At 58.3% G+C, this 17,014-nt stretch carries 17 protein-coding genes; 5 read left to right on the top strand and 12 right to left on the bottom strand.

Features of this window, described 5'->3' with window-relative positions:
• Positions 1-5 precede the first annotated feature (5 nt).
• The gene (locus OLX72_RS07875) at positions 6-386 is read left to right on the top strand and encodes an HIT domain-containing protein (protein WP_114872464.1); all 381 of its coding nucleotides are present in this window, start codon (positions 6-8) and stop codon (positions 384-386) included.
• 14 nt (positions 387-400) lie between these two features.
• Here OLX72_RS07875 and OLX72_RS07870 read toward each other — a convergent pair whose 3' ends face one another.
• The 7 genes from OLX72_RS07870 to OLX72_RS07840 are packed head-to-tail and all read right to left on the bottom strand — an operon-like array spanning position 401 to position 7,889.
• Positions 401-1,054 carry a DUF1523 family protein gene (locus OLX72_RS07870; protein ID WP_114871705.1) on the bottom strand — a complete coding sequence of 218 codons (654 nt, stop codon included), beginning with the start codon at positions 1,052-1,054 and terminating at the stop codon, positions 401-403.
• Positions 1,055-1,066: 12 nt separating this feature from the next.
• Entirely contained in the window at positions 1,067-1,333 is a 267-nt protein-coding gene (locus OLX72_RS07865; protein ID WP_114871706.1) for a hypothetical protein, read from the bottom strand.
• A gap of 2 nt (positions 1,334-1,335) precedes the next feature.
• On the bottom strand, positions 1,336-2,682 hold the full coding sequence (locus OLX72_RS07860) for a DUF6638 family protein (RefSeq protein ID WP_114871707.1): 1,347 nt from the start codon (positions 2,680-2,682) through the stop codon (positions 1,336-1,338).
• A complete protein-coding gene (locus OLX72_RS07855; RefSeq protein WP_433990221.1) occupies positions 2,679-3,701 on the bottom strand; it encodes an AbiJ-NTD4 domain-containing protein in 1,023 nt (340 codons plus the stop codon). Before OLX72_RS07855 ends, OLX72_RS07860 begins: the two co-directional genes overlap by 4 nt.
• 6 nt (positions 3,702-3,707) lie before the next feature.
• Positions 3,708-5,639 carry an ATP-binding protein gene (locus OLX72_RS07850; RefSeq protein ID WP_433990220.1) on the bottom strand — a complete coding sequence of 644 codons (1,932 nt, stop codon included), beginning with the start codon at positions 5,637-5,639 and terminating at the stop codon, positions 3,708-3,710.
• Positions 5,640-5,678: 39 nt separating this feature from the next.
• Positions 5,679-6,812, bottom strand: coding sequence for a hypothetical protein (locus OLX72_RS07845; RefSeq protein WP_433990219.1), 1,134 nt, complete (start codon positions 6,810-6,812; stop codon positions 5,679-5,681).
• Entirely contained in the window at positions 6,813-7,889 is a 1,077-nt protein-coding gene (locus OLX72_RS07840) for a hypothetical protein (protein ID WP_433990218.1), read from the bottom strand.
• A 185-nt stretch (positions 7,890-8,074) separates the two neighbouring features.
• Between OLX72_RS07840 and OLX72_RS07835 the strand changes: the two genes are divergently transcribed.
• Together OLX72_RS07835 and OLX72_RS07830 are read left to right on the top strand one after the other, a co-directional pair.
• On the top strand, positions 8,075-8,416 hold the full coding sequence (locus tag OLX72_RS07835; protein ID WP_114871711.1) for a cupin domain-containing protein: 342 nt from the start codon (positions 8,075-8,077) through the stop codon (positions 8,414-8,416).
• Between the two features lie 167 nt (positions 8,417-8,583).
• Complete coding sequence (locus OLX72_RS07830; RefSeq protein ID WP_114871712.1) at positions 8,584-10,062, top strand: NAD-dependent succinate-semialdehyde dehydrogenase; 1,479 nt, start codon at positions 8,584-8,586, stop codon at positions 10,060-10,062.
• 85 nt (positions 10,063-10,147) lie between these two features.
• Here the strand turns inward: OLX72_RS07830 and OLX72_RS07825 are convergent, their stop codons facing one another.
• The 3 genes from OLX72_RS07825 to OLX72_RS07815 are packed head-to-tail and all read right to left on the bottom strand — an operon-like array spanning position 10,148 to position 12,454.
• Entirely contained in the window at positions 10,148-11,266 is a 1,119-nt protein-coding gene (locus tag OLX72_RS07825) for a CaiB/BaiF CoA transferase family protein (protein WP_433990217.1), read from the bottom strand.
• Complete coding sequence (locus OLX72_RS07820) at positions 11,266-11,931, bottom strand: DsbA family protein (RefSeq protein ID WP_114871714.1); 666 nt, start codon at positions 11,929-11,931, stop codon at positions 11,266-11,268. The genes OLX72_RS07825 and OLX72_RS07820 overlap by 1 nt, the downstream gene beginning before the upstream one ends.
• A gap of 13 nt (positions 11,932-11,944) precedes the next feature.
• A complete protein-coding gene (locus tag OLX72_RS07815; RefSeq protein WP_433990216.1) occupies positions 11,945-12,454 on the bottom strand; it encodes a DUF721 domain-containing protein in 510 nt (169 codons plus the stop codon).
• Between the two features lie 83 nt (positions 12,455-12,537).
• On the opposite strand from OLX72_RS07815, the gene mutY reads away from it, so the two are divergent.
• Together mutY and OLX72_RS07805 are read left to right on the top strand one after the other, a co-directional pair.
• Positions 12,538-13,599: an A/G-specific adenine glycosylase gene (gene mutY / locus OLX72_RS07810; RefSeq protein WP_114871716.1), complete on the top strand. Its 1,062-nt coding sequence runs from the start codon at positions 12,538-12,540 to the stop codon at positions 13,597-13,599.
• Between the two features lie 63 nt (positions 13,600-13,662).
• A complete protein-coding gene (locus OLX72_RS07805; RefSeq protein WP_433990215.1) occupies positions 13,663-14,799 on the top strand; it encodes an alkane 1-monooxygenase in 1,137 nt (378 codons plus the stop codon).
• On the opposite strand, the gene OLX72_RS07800 is transcribed toward OLX72_RS07805, so the two are convergent.
• Positions 14,796-15,467, bottom strand: coding sequence for a cupin domain-containing protein (locus tag OLX72_RS07800; protein WP_114871718.1), 672 nt, complete (start codon positions 15,465-15,467; stop codon positions 14,796-14,798). The two genes, OLX72_RS07805 and OLX72_RS07800, sit on opposite strands and share 4 nt — an antisense overlap.
• A gap of 95 nt (positions 15,468-15,562) precedes the next feature.
• Complete coding sequence (locus tag OLX72_RS07795) at positions 15,563-16,954, bottom strand: adenylate/guanylate cyclase domain-containing protein (protein ID WP_114871719.1); 1,392 nt, start codon at positions 16,952-16,954, stop codon at positions 15,563-15,565.
• Positions 16,955-17,014: the final 60 nt, after the last annotated feature.

Here is a 17,014-nt window from a genome sequence, read left to right as displayed (position 1 = left end):
ACATGATGGCTTATGTTTATGACGACCAGAATATTTTCGCCAAAATCCTGCGCGGCGAGATTCCGAACAGCACGGTTCTGGATACCGAACACGCGCTGGCGTTCAACGATCTATATCCTCAGGCGCCAGTGCATGTGCTGGTGATCCCGAAAGGGCCCTATGTGTGTTATGACCATTTCGCGCTTGAAGCATCGGATGCGGAAATCATCGGCTTTACCCGCGCCATCGGCGAGGTGTGCAAAATCACCGGCGTTCAGCCCGGTGCGGGGGGCGACGGGTTTCGCGCCATTTCAAACACCGGCACACATGGCGTTCAGGAAGTGCCGCATCTGCATTTGCATATTCTGGGCGGGCGTCCGTTGGGGCGGATGCTGCAAAAGGCGTGATTGCGCTGGCGCGGCTACTTGCTGCGCCAGCTGTCAAACCAGCGCCGGATACGCCCGCGCCGTTCGTCCACCGCATCGCCGGCGGCCTCCCAACTGTCTGAAATTTCTTCCAGCGTCGGATCGATCCGGCGTTGGCGGAACCGCCGCCAGCGTACCCAGATACCATAGACCAGTGCGGCCAGCAGCGTCAGGATAATGATATTCAGCCAAGGCAGGCCCAGTTGGTGATCCGGGCCCGTGGCCGGTTTGACACCCAGCGCATTGGGATAGATCGACAGGAATTCGTTGCGCCAGCCGTAATGCCGGATCACAGCCCATTGCGCGCCACCGGCCGTTGTCTTGGATTCCAGATCGGATGCTTCGGCCTGCAGGTTCGAGGTGTCGAATTTGAAGAACGGCGGCCAGCCCCAACCGGTATCTTCGTTGCGGTAGATGATCGGCTTGCCGTTGTCCTTGAACGCCTGAATGAAGAAAACATCGCGGTTCGTGAGGTTCGGGTTGTCGCCGGTTTGCGCATGCGACCAGAAGATCGAATTCTCGCCGAAATCGATGCGTTCCAGATAGGTATCTGTAATCCGCACCACGTCGCGTTGCGGCAGCGTATAATGCAGGAAACTGCCGATGAAGACCCAGACAGCAATGATCAAAGCCCACTTGATGTATTTCATTTCGCCCGTCCCCTAGTGGAAATTGGTCAGATAGATGATGATCGACACCACGACAACCGGCACAACGTAAACCCCCAGGATTAGTTTGCGCCGCAGCGATCCGTCATAGTCTTCCAGTCCCTGTTGCACCCATGCGTCCTTGTCGCCTTCCATGCCTTCTTCGTCCCATTCGCGCTGCAGCTTTCCCTTGCGCACCGCGCGCGAATAAAACGACAGGGCAACGTAGATGATGGTCAGAACCACAAATCCGATGACAAGCAAACGACCCAGTGCAAACATGGCTACCCCTTCCTGACCGCGCCCCAGGGTCCGACACGATCAATCAGATCGCGGGGATCGGGGGCTGCAGGTTCTTCCATCGGCGCATCATGCCCGAACAACGCGCGGCGCGCACCTGCCTTGTCTACCTGATATTCCCGGTCCAGAAAATCAACCACATAGGATTTCTTGGCCTCGCTCCAGCCCTGATAACGCTGATAGAACGCATCCTTGTGGCAGATGAACAACTGGCGGATATCCTTTGGGGTCAGTTCGGCAAGCAGCATGTTCACCAGATCACGGTCGGGTGTATCGGCAGCGCGCAGCGTATAGAAATAGGCCGGGTGGTCAGACGCGATCCGCGGCCATGGACCGCCATCTTCGGCCCAGCGCAGCAGCGCGGACAGGGCGTGGAATTCGGGCGGCAGACCGGCGGCGTTTTCGCGCGCCAGCCGCCTGATATCACGCCGCGTCGCCCCCTTCAGATCAATGCCGCTTTGGGTTGCGGCATCCACCACGATGAAATCAATCTTTTGCCGCAGGATAGCGGCGGCATCGATGCCACGCGCCTTGACGATGGGTTCGACCAGCCCGTTGAATTCGAAAAACCGCGCGATCCTGTTGGGTTCGGAAAAATCCAGCACATACTGGATCGGCAATTCGCCCAGCGGCGCCTTGGGCCCAACCGATATCAGCGCCGGATGTTCGACCCCGCGAAACAGGTAGAGCCCGCCGAAATGTGCGGTCCAGAAATTATCCTGTTCGAATTTCATGTGTCTGAGCTTGACCGGATTGCGCGTCACATCGCCGGTGCGTTTGGCCAATGTGATCATGTCCGCGATCAGCACATCATCAAACCAGCCGTCCTCGGCGGTTTTGAACCGGTCCACCATATCGCCAAGCGCCTTGGCATCGCGCACCGTGCCGGTTGTGGTATCGGCCTCGACGGTGACGCTGCGGATATCGAACAGACGTTTGGGCGAAGACACATCATAGACCGAATTCACCAGCTCCCCCGCCACGGCATCCCGGGCCGTCAGTGCAAATAACTGCGCCTCGTTTTCAGTGATGAACTGGCGCAATATCCCGCGCGAGGTTGAAAATTTCGTATTCAGCAGCGGCGCGCGTTTCTGATCGGTCGTCAGCAGAATGAACTGCCGGTTCACCCCGGCATGGTTCAGATACAGATGGTCGTTCAGCTCGTCCCCGATCTCGGGCGAATAGCCGGAAATGTCGATGTGGAAATCGGACAGCTGCGTAGTCTTGCCTGTCAGATGCTTGAGCGCACGGTTATACCGGTCCACCAGCGCGGGCGAGGCAACCTCGATCAGGTTACCGAACATCAGGCCACGTTGGATAAGCCGTTTCATAGGGATGAACCCCTCTTCTCTTCAAACCGAAGGACGAGCATTTTTATCCATGACATTGCACCTTCGATTGCCCAAGAAGTTTGAAACACTGTGAGTTGCGGCATCGGTTCGCTTCCGGGGCCGTGACCAAGCTGGTTCCGAACCTTTGAAAAATAAGCCTTGAGTAACTCCTTTTCCCAAACCTCCAAGAAAACCAGATCTTTCTTTGATAAGTTGTCAATGAAACTGTGAGCTCCATTTTCTTTCCCATGGGTCGCACATAGCTCGCCTGAAATGATTTTGAGTGTACTTTCGAGCGCTTTGGCCGCAAAAAATGCTGGATCTTTTCCTCCATTGTCCCTCTGATCAACCGCTTCTTTCATGTCCAAATCAACATTTTGCCAGATTGGTTCAGAAACTAGACTCCAAAATGGTTGTTTGATTTCGTGTGAGACTAATTGATCAGCCTCTATTTGAAAAAGGCCGTTGTGATAGTGCAAAGGAAAGTTTGCAGCGCGAAATCTGGAGTTAACTTCGGCGGCAGCGTCTTCATATTTTTGAATTTCTAGTTGGTAAGCCTTAGAGACCATATCCGCGACTGGGCCGCCTATTTTCACAGTATCACGCATTGCCTCTGCACGCTCATACTTCTGTCGCAAACCGACCTCGATTAGACCGAGCCTTTCCTTTAGGTATTGATCAATATCAGCATCCAATGCTTTTTGCGCGGAATACCAGTTTCTACAAATTTCTATGTACGGCCTTTGCCTGCTTTCGGTCCGCCTGTATTCTCCGAGGCCGACGTCGGTCTGATAATAAGCATCGGACAACCAACGAGCACCTAGCTCATTGGCAAGCCTTTTATGAACTTCCGCCCAAAAACTGGCACTCGATTCTTGTTCTTTACCTACTTCTCCCCAGTAGGGGTGGAAATCTTCAAGTATAGTAAAGCACTGATGTAGCGTTCTTTTTTCTCGCCGAAGCAAACTCCTAAACAGTGCTGTCTCTTCGTATCTTGTGAAAAACACATCTGTAAGCATGAAGCTCTATTTCCCTTCCAGATACCGCTTCTTCGCCGCTTCGGTCCGCTCGTATTCGCGCACCATGTTGTCAATCGCCACCTCGTCGGATTTATCCGCATAGCGGAATTCTGAATCCGCGTAGCGGTTGATTTCCTGTATCACCATCTCAACCGTGATCGGCTGGCGCAGTTCCTTGATCATGTTCATTTTCGTGTCGTAATCCTGAAACAGGAACAGATCGGGGTTTTCCATCCACTCGTCGGGCAGTTCGAAATCCATTGCCCGCACCTTGACCGCGTCTGTGATGTTCTTGATCGCGCGGCCGGTAAAACGGTCATCCGCCTCCTGAATGCCTTTCAGATAGGTGCCCAGCTTGGCAATCGTATCCAGCGCGCCGATGTCGCCTCTGACCTGTTCATAGACCCGCAACAACCCGTCCTCGTGCGGTCGCGCATACGATGCGAAAGAGGCGGCGACCGCCTTCTTGATCTCTTGCGCGGCATAGGCATCGTGATCGCCCAGCGGAATGTCGTGGTTCTTGCCCATCAGCAGATACAGGATGTCGATATAATCCTCGCGCGTGATCGGACCATCAACCAGAAACCGCGCGCCGGCGCGCTGGCGCAGCGCATCATCGACATTTTCGGGATAGTTCGAAAACATCCCGAACGTACAGTTGCCGCGCACCACCGTATTGGCCCCGGCAAAGCTTTCCATCAGCACGGCCGTAATCTCAAGCTGGCCGGCGCTGGACTGGCGATCACCGCGTTTGCCTGCAAGCGTGTCGATATCATCGATTGTGCCGAACCCGATTACCGACGGGTCGATGATCGTGTCGATGAACGCCTTGGCGTTCTGCCCCGATTTGCCCTGATAGCTGTCGATATTGTCCGTGCTCAGATTCTGGTAGCGGAACGGATAGCCTGCAATCTGGCAATAGTCGTTGATCATGCCCGCCATCATCTGGATCAGGGTCGTCTTGCCCGTGCCCGGCTTGCCATCCCCCATGAAGGTAAAGATGAACCCGCCCAGTTCGGCAAACGGGTTCAGGCGCCTGTCAAAATCATAGGCCATCAGCATCTTGGCCAGCTTCATCGCCTGATACTTGGCAATATGGTTGCCCACCACCTCGTTCGGTTTCTTGAACGTCATCGTCAGGGTGGTCGATTTTGCCTTGGAACTGGGGGAAAATCCGCGGATCGTCAGATCATCCGCCGCCACGTGCCACGCGGCGCCGTTGAACGGCTCCAGCCGCCCGGCGGTCTGGGCGCGCAACTTAACCTTTTCCATCAGCTGTTCGGCAAAGGCCGCCACCGTCGCCACAAGGCGCGCATCGTCACCGGCATGTGCGCCGATGTCCTGATCCAGTTCCCACAGCGCGCCATGCAGCGCCAGTTGCCCGTTGTCAGTCAGTATTTCTTCAACCTCACCGACCTCGACCGTGACTTCGGACAGGTGCGGCGACAACAGATAGGCCGTGGCGTTGCCAAACACATAAAGCGTGATCAGTGCCTCGGCCGCCAGCAATTCGGAAAACTCGGTCTTGCGCGCGGCCGCCAGTGACCCCTGCAAATTCGCCCGTTTCAGATCGCCCAGCCCGGTTTGCGCACCGTACTGATCCGCCACCGCCAGCGCGATCGACACCGCGCGCCGCAGCACGTTCATCACCGTCGCCTGCAACGGCGATGTCAGCGCATCCCCGCCATCCGCAGCCTCGATCCGCGCCAGCAGTTGCACCCCTTCGCTGCGCGCCGTCGACCGCGTGACAAGGCCGGGTGTGGTGGTGCGAAACCGCCGCCGGGATCCGATCCCGCTGGATTTTTCCGGTGTCTCGTCCGAGTCTGCCACTCCGATCCGGGGCGTGTGGTCAAACCCTTCCAGCATGGCCGTAACAGCAGGGTAATGCCCCACAATATCGTCTTCGCGCAGTTCCATCTGGTCCGAGGTCAGGCTCATATCTTCACTTTCCCAAAATACTCCCGCCGGAGGCATCCGTCATCGATAGGACAGAACACGCCCCTGCGGACTCACTACAAATTTCCGCACACTGGCAAAGCCGGGCGGGTTCTTTTCTTCCAGAACCTGATAGGGGCGCTGGGGCAGGATGATGCTGCGCTCGGTGCGGGTGGCACCGGTGTCCACACCGCGCCCGGCAAACGGATCAAGGGCAAAAACCTGCCGCTCCACCTTTGAAAACCAGCCGGCACGCTCTTCGATCACCCGCTCGCTTTCCAGATCTTCGGTGGTCCAGACTAGCGCCCAGTCCTGCCCTTCAGGTGATTTTGCCTCGGCCAGAACCTCGCGCAGCGGACCCGATTGTGCGGTATACGCATGCGAATACATCGGGCCGATATGGAACCGGCGCAGCCGCTTTGGATGCAGATCATCAAAATCTCGGTCAAACCCCTGTGCGATGGTCAACAGTTTCAGCCCGCCCAGGCTTTGCGCCATCAGATGCGCCTGCGCCTCGGGCCAGCGGTTCTGATCCTTGGGCAAGGCGGTCTTGCCGGTGTCCTCGACCTCCATCAGATAGATTGTCGGCAGGTTGATCTGGCTGTCATAGACGGCCCAGTGCAGCAGAAACCTGCGCCGCTGTTCCGACAGATTGCCCGTCCACACGGCCTGCGGATCGTTCTGCGCCCAGAACAGGTGCCCGCGCAGCAATTCTTCGTAGTAGAGCCGTTGGGACAGTGCGAATTGCAGTTTGGTCGGCAATTCCAGATCGCCGATGATCTGCCGCACCATCTGGTCTTTCAGCGCCTCTGCGGACGGCATATTGTCCAGATGCCGCGCGGCCTGTTGCGCGTCATTGGCCATAGTCAGCAATTCGGCCGCCACCGGAAATCCGCTTTCATGCGCGTCCATCGCCAGACTGCCGAAAAACCGCCCCGTATCCCGCCCCACCAGCAGATATTTCAGGCTAAGCGCGCGAAACGTATAAGACAGCGCCGCGCCATAACGCGTCAAAACCTTGACCTCGTCCTTGCTCAGGCTGCCTTCGGCTTCCATCACCCCGGCCACGCGGGTCATGTGGCCGATGATCGACTCAAACTTCTTGAAGTACCGTCGCGAGGCAAAAGGATCGGTCAGCCCGACATGGTCGCGATCCGGTGTGACAGGATCTGTCATCTATCCGCCGTAAAGGTTCTTGTCGTGCTTCTCGATGATCTTCCCAAAGCGGCGGGCAAAGCGTTCGTCGGCCTTGGCCTTGGCTTCCAGAACCTCGCGGGCAAACACCATGTGGTCTTCATGCGCTTCCATCATGTCGGCCATGCGCTTGTTGGTGGCTGTCCCGATCGAGGCCATGGCGGTTTGCGCCTCCTGATCCGTCTGCACGCCAATTTCGTTGATCCGGTGGGCAACGTCCTGTTGCTGAGCGGTTTTCAACGATTTCGACAGGGCATCATACAGCACCACGCGCTGTTTTGTGTCGGTTTGCAGCTTGTTGATCAAAACCATTTGCGTTGCCGCCTGGTTTTGCAGCGAATCAATCCAGGTCTTGCCCTTTTCGATATAGCGTTCCAGCGTCTGCGATTTCGCCAGCTTGACCTGTTCGTCCTGCACCATGGCATTGTATTTCGTGTTCAGCGCGGCCAGTTCGGTTTCCAGTTTGGTGCGCGCGGCGGCATCCTGTTCGACCGCGATCTTGTTTTCCAGCGCGATGATCTTGGGGTCCATTCCCAGAATTTCGGCGCGTGTGGCTTCCAGTTCGCCGACCGTCAGTTCGCGTTCATCCAGCGTTTCGGACAGGTTGCCCTCGACCTTGGTGCGCTGCTCTTCCAGCATCCGCAACTGGCCTTCCAGCAATTGCACGATCACATCGGATTTGCCGATCAGATCCTGCAATTTGTCGTCAATCGAAGCGGTGCGCATCCGTTCCTGCCGCATGCTGTCGGATTTGCCCTTTGAAAACACGCCGACAAAGCTTTCCCAGCCTGTCTTGTTGCGCATTTCGTCAAAATCCTTGGAAAAGGCCGCTGTCACATCATCCAACCCCATGATCAGTTCGGCGATATTGGCGTTCATCACATCCGTATGCGCGTGCACATCGTCCAGCGTGGCGTTTTCGATGTCGATCATCGCATCATCGCCGGATTTCATCTTGGCCCGCGCAGTTTCGATCCGGCCGGTCAGTTCGGCGATTTTTGCCTGTGCCTCGGCCACCTGGGCCTGGGATTCTTTCACCTGTGCGTCAAAATTGGCCATGAAACGTTCCTTTTTCCAACCTGTTACCCTTGATATAAGGAATGTTACGTGGATTTACATCAAAACATTCCGAACTGTCGGATAAAACTGTCGCAAATCATCGCTTCAATTGAAAGAGCGCGCGTTGCAGCCGTACTGCAATGGCGTATATCATTGGTCTGATCTTCTAACCACGGTGGCCCTGCATGACCCTGAATATGTTTCCCGTAACGCCGCACGGCGATCCAGAATACGACGCCCCCGCGCCCGAAAAGCTGATTTCAGGCGATCCCAAATTCACCACGTGGAACCTTGAAGAGCGCGACGGGCTTTACTGTGGCATCTGGCAATCCACGCCGGGCAAATGGCGCATGTCCTATGACGAATGGGAATATTGCCGCATCCTGTCGGGCACATCCGTCGTCACAGAAGACGGCGGCGCACCGATCACAGTGACAGCGGGCGACAGTTTCATTCTGCGCCCCGGCTTTTCTGGCACGTGGGAGGTTCTGGAAACCACCACCAAGGATTACGTCATCCGGCTCTGACCGCTTCTTTTTGGCCCGAATACGGACTCCCGCAGGCCCGATAAAGGCGCTGCGTTTGCGGCGCGGGCGTACACCCGCGGGTTTCGCATTCGCCTGCACGTGGCTCTGGACAAATGCCCTGCGACTTGCTTTGGGTGCTGCAACACCAAACATGAAGGGAGCGCGCGATGCTTGATGCGACAACAGACCTGAAATCACTTTTGAAAGATCCCAGCCTTCTGGCAACCCAAGGCTATGTCGGCGGGCAATGGATCGATGGCGACGGGGGCGCAACGTTCGATGTGTCCAATCCGGCGCGCGGCGATGTGATTGCCGCGGTCGCCGATCTTAGCCGCGCCCAGGTGGCAGGTGCCATTGCGCAGGCCGAAGCGGCGCAAAAGGACTGGGCCAAATGGACCGGCAAGGAACGCGCCGCCGTGCTGCGCAAGTGGTTCGATCTGATGATCGAAAACGCCGATGATCTGGCAATGATCCTGACCGCCGAACAGGGCAAGCCGCTGGCCGAAGCCAAGGGCGAGATCGTTTACGGAGCCTCGTTCGTGGAGTTCTTTGGCGAACAGGCCAAGCGCGTCTACGGCGAAACCATTCCCGGCCACCAGCGCGACAAGCGGATCACCGTAATCAAGCAGCCCATCGGTGTGGCCGCATCCATCACGCCGTGGAATTTCCCCAATGCGATGATCACGCGCAAGGCGGCCCCGGCACTGGCGGCGGGCTGTGCGTTCGTGGCGCGCCCTGCGGCGGAAACGCCACTGTCCGCCACCGTTCTGGGTGTGCTGGCCGAGCGCGCGGGCATTCCGGCGGGCGTGTTCAACGTTGTTCCGTCGTCCCGGTCATCGGAAATCGGCAAGGAATTCTGCGAAAACCCCGCCGTACGCAAGTTGACCTTTACCGGATCCACCGAAGTCGGCCGCATCCTGCTGCGTCAGGCCGCAGATCAGGTGATGAAATGCAGCATGGAACTGGGCGGCAACGCCCCGTTCATCGTGTTTGACGATGCCGATCTGGATGCCGCCGTTGAAGGCGCGATGCTGTGCAAGTTCCGCAACAACGGGCAGACCTGTGTCTGTGCCAACCGGATTTACGTTCAGGCCGGTGTCTACGACGCCTTTGCCGAAAAACTGACGGCTGCGGTGAACAAGCTGAGCGTTGGCGACGGGCTGTCTGACGGTGTGACAACCGGCCCGCTGATCAATGCCGATGCGGTCGACAAGGTCGTCGAACATATCGAGGACGTGACAGCCAATGGCGGCACAGTTCTGGCGGGCGGCAAGGCCCACGCGCTGGGTGGCACGTTCTTCCAGCCCACCATTGTTGCCGGCGTGACGCAGGACATGAAGGTGGCGCAGGAAGAAACATTCGGCCCGCTGGCGCCGCTGTTCAAATTCGAGGATGAAGACGAAGTGATCGCGATGGCCAATGACACGATCTTTGGTCTTGCATCCTATTTCTACGCCAAGGATCTGAGCCGCGTTTACAAGGTTGCCGAAGCGCTGGAATACGGGATCGTCGGCGTCAACACCGGCATCATTTCCACCGAGGTCGGGCCGTTTGGCGGTGTCAAGCAATCCGGTCTGGGCCGCGAAGGCAGCCACCACGGCATCGAGGATTATCTGGAGATGAAATACATCTGCATGTCCGTCTGATCCACGATCACACAGAAACCGGAAAAGCCGCCGGCGCGATACAATTCGCACCGGCGGCTTTTTCATGTCCGGATCGGTCTGGCCGTCAGCCGGCGTTGTCTTCGCCCAGTTTGGGCGCCGGACGGTGCAGGGCCAGATTGGCATCGGAAAACCGGAACGGGGATCGCACACCCGGCACGCCATCCAGTTCGATCTGCATGTCGCGGGCCACGACCTGCGGGTCGGCCATCACCTCGTCCAGCGTGTTGATCGGGCCGGCGGGCACACCCTGAGCCTCGCAAGCTGCCAAAAGATCGGCCTTGGTGCGTTGTGACGTGGCCGCTGTCAGGCGGGCTGTCATGTCGGCGCGGTTTTCAATACGTTTGGCATTGGACAGAAAGTCAGGTGCCTGCGCCATGTCATCCAGCCCCAGCAACCGGCACAGGCGCTGGTACTGGCCGTCATTGCCGGTGGCGATGATGATATGCCCGTCGGCGCAATCGAACACCTGATAGGGGGTCAGGTTGGGGTGGGCATTGCCCATCCGGCCGGGCGGTGTGCCGGTGACCAGATAGTTCATCGCCTGATTTGCGGTGACAGACACGGCCACATCCAGCAGGGACATGTCGATATACTGGCCCTGCCCTGTCGACTGGCGCTGATGCACGGCAGCCAGAATGGCGGTGGTGGCATAGACGCCGGTGAAGATATCGGTGATCGCCACGCCGGATTTCTGCGGCTGGCCGTCCGCCTCTCCGGTGATCGACATCAGGCCAGACATGCCCTGAATGATGAAATCATACCCGGCGCGATGGGAATAGGGGCCATCCTGCCCGAATCCGGTGATAGAACAATAGATCAGGCGGGGATTGATCTTGTGCAGATCGCCATAGGCCAGACCGTATTTTGCCAGCCCGCCCTTCTTGAAATTCTCGATCAGGATATCGGCATCCGCGATCAGGGCCTTGATCCGCTCCTGCCCTTCGGGCGTGGAAAAATCGACAGTGACCGATGCCTTGCCCCGGTTGCAGGAATGGAAATAGGCCGCCGAGACATCTTCGTCACGGGTGACAAAGGGCGGGCCCCATTTGCGCGTGTCATCGCCATCGGGCGATTCCACCTTGATCACTTCGGCCCCCAGATCCGACAGCGTCTGACCGGCCCAGGGGCCGGCCAGAATACGCGCCAGTTCGATGACCTTCAGCCCAGCAAGCGGTCCCGGCATCAGTTGCCCAATGCAGTCTCGATCCGCGCCGACATATCATCGTAGCTGAGGTTCGAATATTTGGTGCCGTCGATGATGAAGGTCGGGGTTGAGGTGATATCGTCCGCTTCGGCGTTGGCCTGATACCATGCCACCAGAGTTTGCGCCTTGTCCGCATCCTGCAGACAGGCATTCAGTTCATCATCGCTGACCCCGGCCAGACGCCCGATTTTACGCAATTCTTCGACAATCTGGTTCGGATCGCCGGCGCGGGCCCATGTTTGCTGACCGGAATACAGCAGATCGGACACCCCGAAAAAGCGATCAGGTCCGGCGCAGCGGGCAATCATCGATGCCCAAAGGCCGAATCGGTCGAAATAGACTTCGCGGTAAACGAACCGGACCTTGCCGGTATCGATATAATCAGCCTTCAACTGCTTGTAGGGACCGGCGTGGAACGATGCGCAATGCGGACATGTATAAGACGCATATTCGATCACGGTGACCGGCGCGTTTTCATCGCCTTGCACCATCTCGGTGATGGTGGAAATATCGATATCCGCAGCCTGTTGGGCGTTGGCTGCCCCGACCAGCGGGTTGGGCGGGGTGGAAGACGTGCCGGTGAACCACAAAGCCCCGAGGCCAAGGGTTACGGCAGCACAAATGACGGCGATCACACGCTTCATAGCGGATCCTTTCCTAGCGTTTTGCTTTTGATAGAACGTTTTTACCCAGCAGTTCCAGCGCGGAACGCAGGTTTTCGTTTTCAACCGACTTTGCCGCGTCGCGGGCGGATTGTTCCACCGCGGGATCGGCTGGGTTTTCGGCATGTGGTTTCGAGCGCATTTCGAACTGTGCCTGCCCTTCGGCAAAGCCTGTGGGCGCAGTCTGGGTGATGCGGATACGCGAAATGGCATTATAGCCGTAAACGGCATTCACCTTGGCGCGCAGTTGTTCCTTTTGCATTTCCAGCATCGGGGCCTGTGCGCCGGTTGTCAGAACCGTCAGCGTTGCGCCAAAGCCGCCGCGCCCATAGCTGACATTAACGGGCCGCGCGATGGCAGCGATATCGTCGCCCACGATTTCCGGCCACCCGGTCAGCACACGGCTGACGGCAAAGCCGCGCGTTTCACCCGCGCGCCGGATCCGGTCCGTCAACAGCGTTGCGGTCCGCTTGAATCCCTTGGTGCCGCCCTGTTTCAAGGTCATGGTTTTGGTTCTCCGCGTTGTGCGCTACTTTAGTGGACAGATGATCCAGCGCCAGTGAAACCGACCTGACCGGAGTATAAACATTGCGTGACCTGCCTGCCCCGGATGCGTTGGCCGACGCGTTGCTGACCTGGTATGACGTGCATGCCCGCGACATGCCGTGGCGGGTACCGCCTGCCGCCCGCAAGGCCGGTGTGCACCCTGATCCCTATCGGGTCTGGTTGTCGGAAATCATGTTGCAACAGACAACTGTGGCGGCGGTGCGCGATTATTTCCTGCGGTTCACGACGCGCTGGCCCACTGTGGCCGATCTGGCTGCGGCCCAAGACAGTGATGTGATGGGCGAATGGGCCGGATTGGGATATTACGCCCGCGCCCGCAACCTGCTGAAATGTGCGCGCCAGATCGTGGCCGATCACGGCGGCCGGTTTCCGCCCGATTACGACGCGCTGATCGCCCTGCCGGGCATCGGGCCCTACACAGCGGCGGCGATTTCATCAATCGCGTTCGATCTGCGCCATGTGGTGGTCGACGGCAACGTGGAACGCGTGATGGCGCGGATGTTCGATATTCACACGCCGTTGCCTGCCGCCAAACCGGGATTGACGGCGCAGGCCGACGCGCTGACCCCGCATCTGCGACCCGGTGATTATGCGCAGGCGGTGATGGATCTGGGCGCAACGATATGCACGCCGAAATCGCCCGCCTGTGGCATCTGCCCGTGGCGCACGCCCTGCGCGGCGCGCGCGCAGGGTACCGCCGCCGATCTGCCCAGGAAAACACCCAAGAAACCCAAACCGACGCGCTATGGCATTGTCTATCTTGTCGAACGCAGCGATGGCGCGGTTTTGCTGGAACGCCGCGCCGATAAGGGATTGCTGGGCGGCATGCTCGGGTGGCCGGGATCGGAGTGGGCCGAAACCGCGCCCCAAGAAAGCCCGCCCTGCGTTGCGGACTGGACCGACACCAAGACCGAGGTGCGCCATACATTCACCCACTTTCATCTGATCCTGCGCGTCAGGTCTGCCACCGTGGCGCAGGATCATCCGGTGGACAGGGGCGAATTTCTGGAGCGCGACAGGTTCCGGCCATCCGATCTGCCCACCGTGATGCGCAAAGCCTATGATTTACGCCACGCAAGTTAACGCAGGCTTTGTGCAGGCGGCCATGGCGGGTTATATCCTTATCGACGAAACACGAGGCCCGGCATGACACGTTCTGCACCACAAACCACACCGCCCGCCGCGGCATTGCCTTTCGCGCTGTCCCTGGCCCTGATCCCGCTGGCATGGATCGGCGCGCTGAACGGTGGCTGGACGGTCTTGCTGTTGCCGCTGGCCACCTGGGCGCTGTTTTCGGGGCTGGATGCGGTCTTGGGCATGAACACTAAAAATGCCGATCCTGAAACCGACGAGGACGAACTGTTCTGGTACAAGGGCATTACGATTGCATGGGTGCCATTGCAGTTTGTGACGGTGTTCGCCCTGATCTGGTATGTGCCGCAGTCGGATCATCTGAACACGGTCGAAAAGCTGGCGCTGTTCTTTGGTGTCGGCGTGATGACCGGGACAATCGGGATCAATTACAGCCACGAACTGATGCATCAGAAAAACCGTCTGGAACGTGGACTGGCCGATGTCTTGCTCGCCATGGTGCTCTATTCGCATTTCCGGTCCGAACATCTGCTGGTGCATCACCGCTATGTCGCCACGCCGCGCGATCCGGTAACTGCGCGCTATAATGAAGGGTTTCACCGGTTTTATCCGCGGGTGCTGAAACAGTGCCTGATCTCGGCGTTTCGGGCCGAAAAGGACATGCTGGCGCGCAAGAACCTGCCGTGGACTGATTTAAGCAACCCGTTTTTCAAATACTGGGCGCTGCAGGGCGCGATGCTGGTACTGGCGTTTCTTCTGGGCGGCTGGTCGGGCTTTGGGCTGTTTCTGATGCAGGCGGGCGTTGCGATCTGGCAGCTTGAACTGGTGAACTATGTCGAACATTACGGGCTGACGCGCAAACATCTGGGCGATGGCAAATATGAACACGTCCAGCCCCGCCATTCCTGGAACGCGCCGTTCAAGGCATCGAACTGGCTGCTGATCAATCTGCAACGCCATTCTGACCACCATTATAAACCCGACCGCCGCTTTCCCCTGTTGCAGAACTATACCGAAGCCGATGCGCCGCAATTGCCTTACGGGTATCCGGTGATGACCATGGCGGCGATGGTGCCGCCGCTGTGGCGCAAGGTGATGAACAAGCGGGTGAAACGCTGGCGCGAGATGTATTATCCTGAAATCACCGACTGGACCGCCTATAACAAGGCGCGCAATCCGATGCCGCGCTAGGCCGCATCGGCGTGCGGCGCCAGATGGCCCGTTTTCACGTAGATCAGGCACCCCTCTTCGGAAAACGGCTGGTGCTGTGAAAGATGCGGTGAGCGCAGCCAGCTGCCTGCCGGATAGTCGCCGTGTTCATCCTGAAACGTGCCTTCGATCACGAAAATCTCTTCTCCGCCCCAATGGCGGTGGGCGGTGAATTTCGTGCCCGGCGCCCAGCGCACAAGCGCAACGTTTTCCCCCGGGACAGAGTGAAGCGGCAATACCGACAGGCCCGGCGCCGAACCCGGAACAAACTGTGCGCTTCTTGTATCAACCACCTTCTGTTCGGTATCGTCTGGATCGAACTGGTGCAGTTTGACCAGAATGGTGCACCCTCCCTTTGTGTGGGGTTTGTGCGCTGTCCCGATCGGGTTGCGCACATAAGACCCTGCCGGATAATCGCCGCTTTCATCGGAAAACACGCCGTCCAGCACCAGATATTCTTCGCCGCCGTCATGGGTATGGGCATCGAAATAGGAATTTGGCGCAAAGCGCACGATCGTCGTGGCGCGCGCAACTTCGTCGCCGATCCGGTCCAGCATCATGCGATCAACACCGCCTGCAGGGGACGACACCCATTCGTAATCGGATGGCCGCACGACAACACGTTTTGTAAAATCGGCATTCAGGCGCATGGGATGTCTCCTTTTGCTTTCGGCGTTCTGGTCAGCGCGCGCGGGTTCGCTTGACGTATTTAAGGCGCGCGGGCCCGCGGGACAACGGGTGGCGGTCAGTTGAGTGTCCAGACCGGGATTTCCTGCGCCACCCCGCGAATGGGATGTGCCCCCCGTTCGGTTAGGCCCGACAGGCATGTTTCGGGTGAAACAGCTTCGTCCTGCACTTGTTGCACAAATGCGTGACTGGCCGCCAGACGTGCCCCCAGCGGACGGGTCAGCGCCTCAAGCCGGCTGGCCACGTTGACGGTGTTGCCGATCACCGCAAATTCAAGCCGGTTGACCCCGATATCGCCCAGAACAACCGGGCCATAGTGCAAACCGAACCGCGCTTCGATCGGTGTTTCGCCAGCGGCACAGCGCTGGTCGTTCCACTGATCCAGCGCCCGGATCATGGCGCGGGCGCACAGAACCGCATTCGTAGCATCCTGTTCACCGGCAACGGGCGTGCCGAACGTGGCCATCAGACCATCGCCCAGAAATTTGTCGAGCGTGCCGTGATTGTCGAAAATCGCGGTTTCCATCAGGGCATGAAAATCCCGCAACGTTGCGATCACGGTCTGCGGCGGCCGTTCAGAGGCATATTCCGTAAACCCGACGATATCGACGAACATCACCGCAACGCCCTGCGATCTGATCTGCTTGAGCGGTTCATCATTCTGGGACAGTTCGGCGACGACATTGGGTGAAAAATACCGGGACAGGTTGGCCCGTTCGCGTTCCAGCGCCGCGTTGCCCAACAACAGCCGGTTGAAGCGCCGCACCGTCAGCGCCAGCGTGTAGGCACAGATGACAAAAACAACGATTTCCTGTGTCCGAATGTCGAAACTCAGACTGTTCGGATCCAGAAGCGTGACCATCTGCGGCACGAACCCGAAGGCAGTTTGCGTTGCGTCGGTCAGCGCCGGATCGACAGAGCCGTACCACCACATCAGCGCAACCCCGATGGCCCAAAGCGCAGCTGTCCAGTTGCCCAGCGCCATAATGGTGCGCCAGGAATAGGCAAGCGTGCCACTGGCGAGGATCACGAAGAAATAGATGAAATTGCCAAAGCGGTAGATCATCGCATCGGGCCATTCGGTCACGCTGAACGGGTTGGGGAACACCAGAATAAAGGTCATCAGCGCCAGATCGACGAAGATCAGAAACAGTTCGACGCCCGACCGGCCCACCCGCCCGACCTTGCGCAGCGCCCACCCGTTCAGCGCCACCAGAACCAGAAGCACCTCGTAATACAGCACCTCGATGTTGGGGTTAAGGAACGGCAGCATGACGCCAATAACCGCCAACGAGATCCAGCGCGCCCGAATAGCCAGTTCCAGCCCTTCGCGTTTGTGGCGTTCAAGGGCGGATTCCGTAAAGCGGTTGGCCTGAACATCCGCCTCTGTCATCTGGTCGGGTAAATCCGACACGGAAAAGACGGGGAAGGATTGCATGGTTCTGGCCATTTCTTGTCCTCTCGGATCGGTTTTGCGGCTTTGTGGATCAAAGTTTACCCGATTTACATC

This window comes from Sulfitobacter sp. TBRI5, assembly GCF_051013555.1.
Taxonomy (GTDB): domain Bacteria; phylum Pseudomonadota; class Alphaproteobacteria; order Rhodobacterales; family Rhodobacteraceae; genus JL08.
This window is presented reverse-complemented; position numbering and strand designations above follow the sequence as displayed.